The sequence below is a fragment of the Duganella sp. CF402 genome (genome assembly GCF_900109645.1).
GTDB lineage: Bacteria > Pseudomonadota > Gammaproteobacteria > Burkholderiales > Burkholderiaceae_D > Rugamonas.
Window position 1 is genome coordinate 3,907,858 of the sequence record NZ_FOBG01000001.1, and the last position, 12,702, is coordinate 3,920,559.

General features: G+C 62.1%; 12 protein-coding genes. 6 read left to right on the plus strand and 6 right to left on the minus strand.

Annotation, left to right across the window (positions count from 1 at the left end; translation table 11 throughout):
• Positions 1 to 55: 55 nt before the first annotated feature.
• Positions 56 to 2,293: an LPS-assembly protein LptD gene (locus BMZ70_RS17535; protein WP_373922506.1), complete on the minus strand. Its 2,238-nt coding sequence runs from the start codon at positions 2,291 to 2,293 to the stop codon at positions 56 to 58.
• Between the two features lie 108 nt (positions 2,294 to 2,401).
• Between BMZ70_RS17535 and BMZ70_RS17540 the strand changes: the two genes are divergently transcribed.
• From BMZ70_RS17540 to BMZ70_RS17555, 4 genes are all read left to right on the plus strand, one after another.
• The gene (locus tag BMZ70_RS17540) at positions 2,402 to 3,445 is read left to right on the plus strand and encodes an aminoglycoside phosphotransferase family protein (protein ID WP_092277066.1); all 1,044 of its coding nucleotides are present in this window, start codon (positions 2,402 to 2,404) and stop codon (positions 3,443 to 3,445) included.
• A 10-nt stretch (positions 3,446 to 3,455) separates the two neighbouring features.
• A complete protein-coding gene (gene murU / locus BMZ70_RS17545; protein WP_092277069.1) occupies positions 3,456 to 4,190 on the plus strand; it encodes an N-acetylmuramate alpha-1-phosphate uridylyltransferase MurU in 735 nt (244 codons plus the stop codon).
• Between the two features lie 65 nt (positions 4,191 to 4,255).
• Entirely contained in the window at positions 4,256 to 5,569 is a 1,314-nt protein-coding gene (pepP, locus tag BMZ70_RS17550; RefSeq protein ID WP_229205490.1) for a Xaa-Pro aminopeptidase, read from the plus strand.
• Positions 5,562 to 6,701, plus strand: a complete 1,140-nt coding sequence (locus BMZ70_RS17555) for a UbiH/UbiF/VisC/COQ6 family ubiquinone biosynthesis hydroxylase (protein WP_092277075.1) — start codon at positions 5,562 to 5,564, stop codon at positions 6,699 to 6,701. The genes pepP and BMZ70_RS17555 overlap by 8 nt, the downstream gene beginning before the upstream one ends.
• On the opposite strand, the gene BMZ70_RS17560 is transcribed toward BMZ70_RS17555, so the two are convergent.
• The 4 genes from BMZ70_RS17560 to BMZ70_RS17575 form a co-directional block, all read right to left on the minus strand.
• Complete coding sequence (locus tag BMZ70_RS17560; protein WP_092277078.1) at positions 6,702 to 7,466, minus strand: SDR family oxidoreductase; 765 nt, start codon at positions 7,464 to 7,466, stop codon at positions 6,702 to 6,704.
• Positions 7,467 to 7,565: 99 nt separating this feature from the next.
• On the minus strand, positions 7,566 to 9,044 hold the full coding sequence (locus BMZ70_RS17565) for an NAD(P)(+) transhydrogenase (Re/Si-specific) subunit beta (protein WP_092277081.1): 1,479 nt from the start codon (positions 9,042 to 9,044) through the stop codon (positions 7,566 to 7,568).
• Positions 9,041 to 9,355 (minus strand): NAD(P) transhydrogenase subunit alpha part 2, encoded by a 315-nt coding sequence (locus BMZ70_RS17570; RefSeq protein ID WP_092277083.1) that lies wholly within the window; start codon positions 9,353 to 9,355, stop codon positions 9,041 to 9,043. The genes BMZ70_RS17565 and BMZ70_RS17570 overlap by 4 nt, the downstream gene beginning before the upstream one ends.
• A gap of 10 nt (positions 9,356 to 9,365) precedes the next feature.
• Positions 9,366 to 10,478 carry a Re/Si-specific NAD(P)(+) transhydrogenase subunit alpha gene (locus tag BMZ70_RS17575; protein WP_092277086.1) on the minus strand — a complete coding sequence of 371 codons (1,113 nt, stop codon included), beginning with the start codon at positions 10,476 to 10,478 and terminating at the stop codon, positions 9,366 to 9,368.
• A 199-nt stretch (positions 10,479 to 10,677) separates the two neighbouring features.
• On the opposite strand from BMZ70_RS17575, the gene BMZ70_RS17580 reads away from it, so the two are divergent.
• Positions 10,678 to 11,175 carry an NUDIX hydrolase gene (locus tag BMZ70_RS17580; protein WP_092277089.1) on the plus strand — a complete coding sequence of 166 codons (498 nt, stop codon included), beginning with the start codon at positions 10,678 to 10,680 and terminating at the stop codon, positions 11,173 to 11,175.
• Positions 11,176 to 11,178: 3 nt separating this feature from the next.
• Positions 11,179 to 12,267, plus strand: a complete 1,089-nt coding sequence (gene mnmA / locus BMZ70_RS17585) for a tRNA 2-thiouridine(34) synthase MnmA (protein ID WP_092277092.1) — start codon at positions 11,179 to 11,181, stop codon at positions 12,265 to 12,267.
• 6 nt (positions 12,268 to 12,273) lie between these two features.
• Here the strand turns inward: mnmA and BMZ70_RS17590 are convergent, their stop codons facing one another.
• Entirely contained in the window at positions 12,274 to 12,702 is a 429-nt protein-coding gene (locus tag BMZ70_RS17590) for an ANTAR domain-containing response regulator (RefSeq protein ID WP_092277095.1), read from the minus strand.

The following is a 12,702-nucleotide window of genomic DNA, read 5'->3' on the forward strand; positions in this document are numbered from 1 at the left end:
TGTTTAGGAACGCTCAAGAGGTGTAAAAAAAATTCAAACGGAAGTGTACATGGTGTTAGCGGCCATAGCCCTCATTCAGGCGCTGGTAGCCCGGAATACTGCTCTTCATCGCTTCCAGCGGGCTGCCCACGCCCAGGTGCGACAGGCCGTTCAGCTCCAGCTGGAAGAAGATCTGGGTCGAGGCCTTGGTCGAGGTGGTCACGAAGCGCTGGGCGCCGGTGCGGAACACCCAGCAGTCGGCGTTGTACTCGAGGCCGACCAGGCTTTCCAGGATTTTCTTGTCCTGCACCGAATAGCTGACCCGGCCCACGCCATACCAGCGCTGGAAGATCGGCCACTGGCTCGACAGCTCGATATTCTTGAAGCTGTCGCGCAGGTAGCGGTAGCCCAGGTTCAGCACTTTCTTCGAGCCCGGAATCCATTGCGCGGTATAGCTTTCCGAGACGATGCGGCTCTGGCTCGGGTTGTACTGCACGGCGCTGTCGAAGGTCCAGGTTTCCGAGATGCGGCCAGTGGCGGCCAGCAGGATGTCGGAGTGGGCGTCGACCACCGGCGTCGACGACGCCAGCTGCACCTTCTGGTCGCGGAAGTAGAAGCGCTGGCCGAACGCCAGGCGCAACGCTTCGGCGCCGTTGGCGTCGAGGAAGCGCGAGGTCAGCGCGGCGGTCAGCTGGTTGGCGTCGCCGATGCGGTCCGAACCGACGAAGCGGTTTTCGCTGAAGATCTGGCTGAAGTTGAAGGTGGCCGCGTCGGTGTCGAAGGTCGGGAACTTGCTCTGGTCGCGGTACGGCGTGTTCACGTAGAACAGGCGCGGTTCCAGCGTCTGGGTCATGTCCTTGCCGCCGAACTTGACGTCGCGCTCGAACACCAGCCCGGAATCGAGCGAGAAGGTCGGCACCGTGCGCGACAGGTTCTCGGCCTTCTGCGCGCCGAACGCGTCGAGCTGGTAGCTGGCCATGTTGACCATCAGCTTGGGCGTGATGAAGTAGCTCGGTCCGATGATCGGGTAGCTCACCTGCGGAATTGCCACCAAGCGGGTGCCGTTGATCAGGGTCGGATGGTAGAAGCGGGTCAGCTCGGAGTCGACGGCCCAGTCGAAGCCGCCGGCGACGTCGTACTGCGCCGCGTGAAAATTCACGGCCGGCAGGCGGTCGTACGGGCGGGTGACGGTCAGCGACTTGTCGAACTCGGATTCCGGGTCCTGCAGCACCTGGTACTTCTGTACGCGCGCGGTCAGGGTCCAGAACTCGCCGTGGTAGTCGGTGCGCAGTTCGCGCAGCAGCTGGCGCTCGGTCGAGCTCGACACGGTCTTGGAGAAGTCGTTCGGATAGTTGTTATCCGAGGCGGCGCGGAAGTTCCAGCTGTACTCCCAGTCCTTGCTCAGGTCCTGGGTGTGGGTCGAGCGGATCATCCAGCGGTCGCTCTGCACGTCCGGATTGGCCTTGGCGTATTCGCGATCGTGCGGCAGGTATTCGAGGTAGGTCTCACCGTGGTACAAGCCGTTGTCGGTCTCGCCCAGGTAGCGGCCCAGCGCGCCGACCTGGATGCCGCGGTTGCCGATGATTTTCGGGTACAGCGTCAAATCGCGGTTCGGCGCGATGTTGAAGTAGTACGGCACCACCAGCTCGGCGCCATTTTTCGAACCGAAGCCCGGCGTCGGCGACAGCCAGCCGGAACGGCGTGCGCCCGACAGCGAGAACGACAAGGCCGGCGTGCCGATGATGGGCACGTCCTTGAAATAAATCAGCGTCTTGCCGGCGGTGCCAACGTCGCGGCCGGAGTCGAGATTGAGCGTGTCCGACTTCAGGTACCAGTCCGGGTCCGCGCTCTGGCAAGTGCTGTAGGTGCCGTTGACCACCACCGCCTCGTCTTCGTTGATGAAGTTGAGGCGTTCGGCCTTGCCGCGTGCGTGATTGGCTTCCAGCTGATAGGTCGGGTTGAGCATATAGCCCTTGCCGGTATCCATGTTCAGCTTCAGTTCATCGCCGGTGAAATAGTCGCCGAAGCGCCAGATTTTCACATTGCCCTTGGCTTCGACTTCATCCTCGACCTGGCGGTAGCAGGCGGTATCGGCCTTGACCTTGGTCTTGTCCTTCACCAGTTCCGCATCGCGCTCCAGCGTGACTTCGCGCTCCGGGCGGCCGGTAATATCTTCGGCCTGGATGACGGTGACAGCGTTCTTGTCCTCGACGCGCGGCGCGCGCTGCTTGGGCGGATTTTGGGCGTACGAAGGCAGCGCCGTGACGGTAAAGAGAGCGGACAGGGCATACGCCAAGCGCTTCGGTTTGGGCATGCGACTCATGAAAAGAAGGAACCAGGCACCATGAAAGGCGATTTTTTGATTTGAATCCCTTATTATATGGGAATCTTCACCTGACGCCGGTTTCCTCGGCATGCTTCAATGTCTTTATTACAGAATTTAACTTCCGATACACGCCTGGCACTGGCGGTAACCTGGCTGCGCGGCCTGAATGTGGTCGACGTGGAAAGCTTGCGCCCGGCTTCGGCCGACGCCAGCTTCCGCCGTTATTTCCGTGTCAACGTTTTGCCAGAACAGCAAGCCGCGCTGGGCCAGACCCTGATCGTCATGGACGCACCGCCGGAGCGCGAAAACGTGCTGGGCTTTGTCAAAGTTGATGAAATGCTCACGCATGCCGGCGTCACCGTGCCGCGCATCATCGCCACCGATTACGAAGCCGGCCTGATGCTGCTGTCCGACCTGGGCACCACCACCTATCTGGCGGCGCTGAACCACGACAATGCCTCGACCATGTACGCCGAAGCGCTGGAAGCGCTGGTGAAATTCCAGCTGACCAGCCGTCCCGACGTGCTGCCGGAATACGACCGCGCCTTCCTGCTGCGCGAGATGAACCTGTTCCCCGAGTGGTACATCGGCCAGCACCTGAAAGCCACGCTGACCGACAAGCAGGCGGCCGAACTGCAAGGCGTGTTCGACGCCATCCTCGCCAACGTCACCGCGCAAGCGCAGGTGTACGTGCACCGCGACTACCATTCGCGCAACCTGATGGTGGTCGACGCCGGCAATCCGGGCGTGCTCGATTTCCAGGATGCGCTGTACGGCCCGATGACCTACGACCTGGCCTCGCTGCTGCGCGACGCCTATGTGTCGTGGGACGAAGAGCTGGTGCTGGACTGGGCCATCCGCTACTGGCAGCACGCCAAGTCGCTGGGCCTGCCGGTCAACGCCGACATCGACGCCTTCTACAAGGACTTCGAATACATGGCGCTGCAGCGCCACCTGAAAATCCTTGGCCTGTTCTGCCGCCTGAACTACCGCGACGGCAAAGCCCAGTATCTGGACGACCTGCCAACCGTGATGGAATACGTGCGCAAGACCGCCGGCCGCTACAAAGACCTGAAGCCGCTGGTACGCCTGCTCGACCTGCTGGAAGATACCAAGCCGCAAGTCGGCTACACCTTCTGAGGACCGGCGCATGAAAGCGATGATTTTCGCCGCCGGTCGCGGTGAGCGCATGCGTCCACTGACCGACACCACGCCCAAGCCGCTGCTCAAGGTGCGCGGCCGGCCGCTGATCGTCTGGCACATCCTGAATCTGGTGAAAGCCGGGATCACCGAGATCGTTATCAATCACGCGCATTTGGGCGGCCAGATTGAGCAGACGCTGGGCGACGGCAGCCAGTTCGGCGCCAAGCTGCTGTACTCGCACGAAGAGACCGCGCTGGAAACGGCGGGGGGCATCGCCAAGGCGCGCCACCTGCTGGGCGAGGAACCGTTCGTGGCCATCTCCGGCGACATCTACACGCCCTACTTCGACTTCGAGCAAGTGAAGGACGTCCTGCACGACAAGGACATGTGGGGCAATCCCTACCCGGCCGACAAGCGCGATATCTGCTGGCTGTACATGGTGCCGAATCCCGACTGGCATCCGGAGGGCGACTTCGGCATGAACATGTACACGCTGACCAACGACGGCTCGCCGAAATGGACCTTCGGGAATATCGGCGTGTACCGCATGGAGATGTTTGACCGCATCGCCGCCGGCGAGTACGCCAAGCTTGGCCCGCTGATCCGCGAATATGCGGACAAGAAGCAGGTCGGCGGCGAAGTGTATCAAGGCGAGTGGCACAACGTCGGCACCGTCACGCAGCTGGACCTGCTGAATGCACCGCTGGCAGCGCTGGTCCCGGCCGGCAAGGGCGTGCAGTGATGACGGCCGCCGCCAGCACCGCCGCTGCAACCGCTGGCGCGGCGACGGGCGCGGCGCAGCTCGACATCGCCGGCTACGCCGCCCGCCGCGCGCGCCTGCTGGCGCAAATGGCACCGGGGTCAGTGGCCGTGCTGCCGACCGCACCGGAAGTCGCGCGCAACAGCGACAGCGATTACCCGTACCGCCACGACAGCTACTTCTACTACCTGACCGGCTTCACCGAACCGGAAGCGCTGGTGGTGCTGATCGCCGCCGCAGGCGAAACGCCCGCACGCGCCATCCTGTTCTGCCGCGAGAAAAACCTCGACCGCGAAATCTGGGACGGCTATCGCTACGGACCTGAAGCCGCACGCGAGGCCTTCGGCTTCGACCAGGCGCACGCCATCGAAACGCTGGATGAGCAAATGGCCACCCTGCTGTCCAACGCGCCAGCGCTGTACTACCCGCTGGGCGGAAAACTCGATGCGCGCGTAGCAGGCTGGCTGTCCGCTGTGCGCGCCAAATCGCGCACCGGCGTCACACCGCCCGCATCCACGGTCGACCTGCTGCCGCTGCTGGACGAAATGCGCCTGCTGAAAGACGATAGCGAACAAGCCACCATGCTGCGCGCCGCCACCATCTCGGCGCAAGCGCACATCCGCGCCATGCGCGCGGCCCGCGTTGGCTGCCATGAATACGAACTGGAAGCGGAACTGCTGTACGAATTCCGCCGCAACGGCGCGCAGGCGCCAGCCTACACTTCCATCGTCGCAGCGGGTGCCAATGCCTGCGTGCTGCACTACAACGCCAACAACGCGCAGTCGAAAGACGGTGACCTGGTGCTGATCGACGCCGGCTGCGAGCTCGATGGCTACGCCTCCGACATCACGCGCACCTTCCCGGTCAACGGTCGTTTCAGCGAACCGCAAAAGCGCCTGTATCAACTGGTGCTGGCAGCGCAAGCCGCCGCGCTGAACGCCATCGCCCCCGGCCTGCCCTACTCCGGCGCGCACGAAGCGGCGGTCAAGGTGCTGGCGCAAGGCATGCTGGATCTCGGCCTGCTGAAAGGCACGCTGGACGAAGTTATCGCCAACAAGACCTACCTGCAGTTCTACATGCACGGCACCGGCCACTGGCTGGGCATGGACGTGCACGACGTCGGCCAGTACCGCGACGTCACGCAAGCCGACAAGCCGTCGCGCGCGCTGCAAGCGGGCATGGTGGTGACAGTCGAACCGGGCATCTACGTGCGTCCGGCGGAAGGCGTGCCGGAGGAATACTGGAACATCGGCATCCGCATCGAAGACGACGTGCTGGTGACGGCCGGCGGCTACACCATCCTGAGCGCAGCAGCGCCCAAGACCGTGGCCGAGATTGAAGCATTGATGCAGCATGACTGAACTGGACTACGACATCGCCATCTGCGGCGCGGGACCGGCCGGCATGGCGCTGGCGGCGCTGCTGGTCAGGCGCGGCGTGGCGGCAAGCCGCATCGCGCTGATTGATGCGAAGACGCTGGAACAAGCCGGTAAGGATCCGCGCTCGCTGGCGCTATCGTGGGGCAGCCGGCAGATACTGGAACCCATCGGCGGCTGGCCTGCTGCGGCCACCGCCATCGAGCAGATACACGTTTCGCGCCGCGGACAGTTCGGGCGCAGCATGATCGACCGCAAGGACTACGATTTGCCGGCGCTGGGTTATGTGAGCCGCTACGGCCACTTGGTCAGCGCACTGGGCGCGGTGTGCGAACGCGCCGGCATCGCCTCGTTGCGTCCCGCGCGCGTTGAAGCGCTCGACGAATCGGAAGATGCCGTGACGCTCACGCTCAGCGTCGGCGACAAAGCCCAAACGCTGCGCGCCGCCATTGTGGTGCAGGCCGAGGGCGGGCTATTCAACGAACAGCAAACCCGCGCCACCAACCGCGACTACGAACAGACCGCGATCATCGCGCAAGTACGCAGCAGCGCACCGCCCCCGCATCGCGCCTACGAACGCTTTACGGAACAAGGCCCGCTGGCATTGCTGCCGCAGGATGATGAGTATTCACTGGTGTGGTGCGTACGCCCGCATACCGCCGCCGAATTGCAAGCATTGAACGACGCCGACTTCCTGCAAGCGCTGGGCGCAGCCTTCGGCGACCGCGTGGGTCGCTTCACGCACGCCACGGCGCGTCTTGCCTTCCCGTTGGGATTGAACGCCGATCCGCGCAGTTCGACACGCACCGTCGCCATCGGCAACGCAGCGCAAACGCTGCATCCGGTGGCGGGGCAAGGATTGAACCTAGGCCTGCGCGACGTGACCGTGCTGGCACGCCTGCTGGCACACGGCGCGACGCCAACGATGCTGTCGCAATTCACCGAACTACGCCAGCGCGACCGCAACACCACCGTGCGCATCACCGACACGATGGCGCGTATCTTCGCCAACGACTCGCCAGCCCAATCACTGCTAGGCCTTTCGCTGGCCGCCATCGACATCATCAGCCCTGCCCGCAGTCTGCTGGCGGAACTGATGATGTACGGCCACCGCTAATTACGTGCGGGTGATCGACGCGCCGCCATCCACCAGCGATGCGGTGCCGGTCACGAACGAGGAATCATCCGAAGCCAGGTACAGCACCGAACGCGCCAATTCCTCCGGCTGCGCCACGCGCTTGAGGGCGTGCAGATTGGTGATGAAGGAAGTCGACTCCGGCGTGTTATTCATGTCGCGGTACATCTGCGTATCCACAGCACCGGGCAGCACGGCATTCACACGCACGCCTTGCGGGCCATATTCCGCCGCCAGCGCCTGCGTCAAACCGATCAAGCCTGCCTTGCTGGCCGCATAAGCCGCCACGCCAGGGAAGGCGAAGCTATAGCCGACAAAGGTCGAAGTGAAAATCACCGAACCGCCGCCATGCTTGGCCATCGCCGGCACCTGATGTTTCGCGCCCAGGAAAGCACTGGTCAGATTAGCCGCCAGCGTGTCATTCCAACCCTGCTCGGAAACACCGCTGGTCTCGCCCATTTCGCCCAGCGTGCCGGCGTTGTTATAGGCGATATCCAACCGGCCAAACGCCTCAACAGCGGTGGCAACCAATTGTGCGTTAAACGATTCGGAAGTGACGTCGCCAGCCAGCGCGATGGCGACACCGCCATCGGCCTTGATCTCGGCGACCAGGCTATCCAGTTCGGCTTGACGACGAGCAGCGACAACAACTTTGGCGCCTTCAGCGGCAAACAGTTTGGCGGTAGCGCGGCCGATGCCGGAAGATGCGCCAGTGACGATAGCGACTTTGTTTTGCAGACGGTTCATTTTGAAACTCCTTGAAGTGGGTTAGTGAAGCCATCTTATGCTTCACCAAACCCACCATCAATCGGCTCAAAACGAATATATCATTCACAAAAAGTGAACTTACTCCACCGCCTTGACCATATCCTCGATGACCTTCTTGGCATCGCCGAAGACCATCATGGTGTTGGCCTGATAGAACAGCTCATTGTCCAGGCCTGCGTAGCCGGAGGCCATCGAGCGCTTGTTGACGATGATGCTCTTGGCCTTGTACGCCTCCAGGATCGGCATGCCGGCGATCGGCGATTTCGGATCCTTGGCCGCCGGGTTGACCACGTCGTTCGCGCCCAGAATCAGCACCACGTCGGTCTGCCCGAATTCGCCGTTGATGTCCTCCATCTCGAACACCTGATCGTACGGCACTTCGGCTTCCGCCAGCAGCACGTTCATGTGGCCCGGCATGCGGCCCGCCACCGGGTGGATCGCATACTTCACCGTCACGCCCTTGTGGGTCAGCTTCTCCACCAGCTCCTTCAGCGAGTGCTGCGCGCGCGCCACCGCCAGGCCGTAGCCCGGCACGATGATCACGCTCTCGGCGTTGGCCATGATGAACGACGCATCATCGGCAGAACCGGATTTGACCGGACGCTGTTCCTTCGCACCGCCAGCACCCGCTTCCGCCGGCGCACCGCCAAAGCCGCCCAGGATCACATTGAAGAACGAACGGTTCATCGCCTTGCACATGATGTACGACAGGATGGCGCCCGACGAACCCACCAGCGAGCCGGCGATGATCAGCATCGAGTTATTCAGCGAGAAGCCGATACCTGCCGCCGCCCAGCCGGAGTAGGAGTTCAGCATCGACACCACCACCGGCATGTCCGCGCCGCCGATCGGGATGATGATGAGCACACCGAGCACAAACGCAATCGCGGTCATGATCAGGAACGGCACCCAAGCAGGCTCGGTACCGCCGGCCACCACAAACGCCAAGCCCAGGCCCACCATCACAATCGCCAACACCAGATTCAACAAATGCTGGCCGGCGAAGCTGACCGGCGCGCCCTGGAACAAACGGAACTTGTATTTTCCGGACAGCTTGCCGAACGCGATCACCGAACCGGAGAACGTAATCGCGCCAACAAAGGTACCGATAAACAGCTCGATACGATTCCCGGTCGGCAGCGCTTCGCCAATCGCCGCGATGCCAAATGCATGCGGCTCCGACACCGCCGCCACCGCGATGCAAACCGCAGCGAGACCGATCAGCGAGTGCATCGCCGCCACCAGTTCCGGCATCTTGGTCATCTCGACCTTCTTGGCCAGCACCGCGCCAATGCCGCCGCCGACGATCACGCCCAGCGCCACCAGTCCAAGGCCCAAGCCGCTGCCCGTGCCTGCCGCCGCTGCCGCAGCAGCTTCCGATTGCAGCTTGAGGATCAGCGCAATGGTGGTCACAAACGCGATCGCCATGCCGGTCATGCCAAACGCATTACCCTGCCGCGCCGTAGCCGGCGAGGACAGCCCTTTCAACGCCTGGATGAAACACACCGATGCAATCAGATACAGCATCGTCACCAGATTCATGGAGATGAAATTCATGCTTTATCTCCTGCCTTGGCTTTCGGTTCCTTCTTCTTGAACATCTCCAGCATGCGCTGCGTGACCAGGAAGCCGCCGAACACATTGACCGCAGCCAGCGCCACCGCCACCGTGCCGGCCACCTGCCCGACGATCCCCTCGGTCAGCGAGGCGGCCAGCATGGCGCCGACGATGATGATGGCCGATACCGCATTGGTCACCGCCATCAGCGGCGTATGCAGCGCCGGCGTCACGGTCCAGACTACGTGGTAGCCGACGTAAATCGCGAGAACAAAAATAATCAGATTAATGATGGTGTGGCTGATTTCCATGTCAGTCTCCTTATTTGCGCAGCAGTTCGCCGCCGCTGCACAGCAGCGTGGCCTTGATGATTTCGTCCTCGCGGTCGATCACCAGCCTGTCTTCCTTGTCGATGATGAGCTTGAGGAAGTCCAGCACATTGCGTGCGTACAGCGCCGACGCATCGGCCGCGACGTGGGTGGCCAGGTCCGGCTCGCCGACGATATGCACGCCATGCTTGACCACCGTCTTGTTCAACTCCGACAGCGGGCAGTTGCCGCCCTGCGATACCGCCAGGTCGACGATCACGGAGCCCGGCTTCATGGCCTTCACGGTGTCTTCGGAAATCAGCACCGGCGCCGGACGGCCCGGAATCAGCGCGGTGGTGATGATGATGTCGGCCAGCTTGGCGCGTTCATGCACCAGCTCCGATTGCCGGCGCATCCAGTCGGCCGGCATCGGACGGGCATAGCCGCCCACGCCCTGCGCGATTTCTTTTTCTTCATCGGTCAGGTACGGCACGTCGATGAACTTGGCGCCCAGCGATTCCACCTGCTCCTTCACCGGCGGGCGCACGTCGGACGCCTCGATCACCGCGCCGAGGCGCTTGGCGGTGGCAATGGCCTGCAAACCGGCCACGCCCACGCCCATGATCAGCACCCGCGCCGCCTTCACCGTGCCGGCTGCCGTCATCAGCATCGGCATGAAACGCTGGTAGGTATTGGCCGCCACCATCACTGCCTTGTAGCCGGCGATGTTGGCTTGCGACGACAGTACGTCCATCGACTGCGCGCGGGTGATGCGCGGCACGGCTTCCAGCGCGAACGCCTGCAGGCCGGCTGTTGCCATCGCGGCATTGTTGTCTGCATCGAAAGGATTAAGCATCCCGATCACCACCGTCCCCGGCTTGATCTGGGCGCGCTCATCCGCATTGGGGGCACGAACTTTGAGGATCACATCGGCTGCCCAGACTTCGCTGGCGGGCACAATTTGTGCACCAGCTGCAACATAGGCTTCGTCGGTGACGGAAGCTGCCAGACCTGCACCGGCTTGCACCAGCACCTGGTGCTTGGCGGCCAGCTTCTTGACAGTCTCCGGGGTGGCCGCCACCCGGGTCTCACCCGGCCGGGTTTCGGCCGGTACGCTTATTCTCATGGTGCCTCCAAATGATTAATAAACTGACTAGAATCTATCATGGATTTTTAGACCATGATACTTAATACTTAATGTTTTATAGCCACTGGTTTCATCACTTCAAGTGTGACTATTTGTCATGAATTACCCGGCAATTTGCTGCGAGCGCAAACCAAATGGCCGGAACAGGCTAAAATATCGGCTCTTTCAAGGATGACTCATGCCGCGTATCTGGAAACCCTCTGTTACTGTTGCCGCCATCGTCGAAAAAGATGGCAAGTTCTTGCTGATCGAAGAGGAGACCAGCGATGGCATCCGCATCAACCAGCCTGCTGGTCATCTCGACCCGTATGAGTCCTTGCAGGAAGCGGTAATCCGCGAAACCCTGGAGGAAACGGCCTACGACTTCACGCCGACGGCGCTGGTCGGCATGTATATGTCGCGCTACACCTCCAACCGCACCGGCGAGGAAGTGACGTATCTGCGTTTCACTTTCTGCGGCTATCCGGGCGAGAAACATGACCGTCCTTTGGACGAAGGCATTTTGCGCACCATGTGGCTGACGCGCGACGAATTGGCCGCCTGCGCCGACCGTCACCGCAGCCCGACCGTGCTGCAATGCGTCGATGAATATCTGGCGGGCCGCCGCGCGCCGCTGGAACTGATACAAACACACGCTTCCGTGTTCAAGGAAGCGCTTAGCACTGCGAATGGATAGGTAATGAGTAAGAAGAGAGTCGTTATCGGCATGTCGGGCGGGGTAGATTCCTCGGTTTCGGCGTGGCTGCTGAAAGAACAAGGCTATGAAGTCATCGGCCTGTTCATGAAGAACTGGGAAGACGACGACGACTCCGAATACTGCTCCACGCGCCAGGACTGGATCGACGCGGCGTCGGTGGCCGACGTCGTAGGCGTGGATATTGAAGCGGTCAACTTCGCCAGCGAATACAAGGACCGCGTGTTTGCCGACTTCCTGCGCGAATACCAGGCCGGCCGCACGCCGAACCCGGATGTGCTGTGCAATGCCGAGATCAAGTTCAAGGCCTTCCTCGATCACGCCATGTCGCTGGGTGCGGACCTGATCGCCACCGGCCACTACGCGCGCGTGCGCCACAACGGCGGCAAGAGCGAACTGCTGAAGGCGGTCGACCACACCAAGGACCAGAGCTACTTCCTGCACCGCCTGAACCAGGCGCAGTTGTCGCGCACCCTGTTCCCGCTGGGCGAGATTCCGAAAACCGAAGTGCGCAAGATCGCCGAGAAGCTGAAACTGCCGAATGCGGCCAAGAAGGATTCAACCGGCATCTGCTTTATCGGCGAGCGTCCGTTCCGCGAGTTTTTGAACCGCTACCTGTCGTACAAGCCGGGGCCGATGATGACGCCGGACGGCAAGGTGGTGGGTGAGCACGTGGGCCTGTCGTTCTACACGCTGGGCCAGCGCAAGGGCATCGGTGTTGGTGGTTTGAAGGCGTACAAGAACGCCGACGGCAGCAACGACGCGTGGTATGTGGCCAGGAAGGATGTGGCCAACAACGTGCTGTACATCGTGCAGGGGCATGACCATCCGTGGCTGCTGTCGTCGACGCTGCGCGCCGACCAGGCCAGCTGGGTCGCCGGCGAGGCGCCGGAAGCGCGCGCGATGTCGGCCAAGACCCGTTATCGCCAGGCCGATGTGGCGTGCGAAATCGCGCCGGAAGGCGACTCCGACTTCGCGTTGAAATTCATGGATGCCCAGTGGGCCGTTACCCCGGGCCAGTCGGCAGTGCTGTACGACGGCGACGTCTGCCTGGGCGGCGGAATCATCGCCTGATCCGGCTTACTCCGAGCCCTCTGCCGGCGGGGTTTCGCCGGCAGCCTTCTCCATCGCGGCGCGCTGCCGCTTGACCATCGCGATCACCACGTTACGAATCGTATTCAGCACGGTATCAGCCTTGAACGGCTTGACGATAAAGCCGCTCACGCCCATCCCATGCGCCGATTGAATGGTGCCGGCATCGAGTTCGCTGGACACCATGAAGACCAGGGTCTTCGGCCAATTGGCGCGGATCTCGGCCAGCGATGCCGGATCATTCTCAATCTGCTCCTTGGCGATGCAGACAATGTGCGGCTGGTGTTTGATCATCAGCGTCATGGCCGCGAGCGTGGTGTGGGAGAGACCCACCACATCGTAGCCGCCATCCAGCAGCACAGTGTTGAGCAAGCCGCGAGCGACGGCGCTTGGATCGATAACGACTGCTTTTAACAT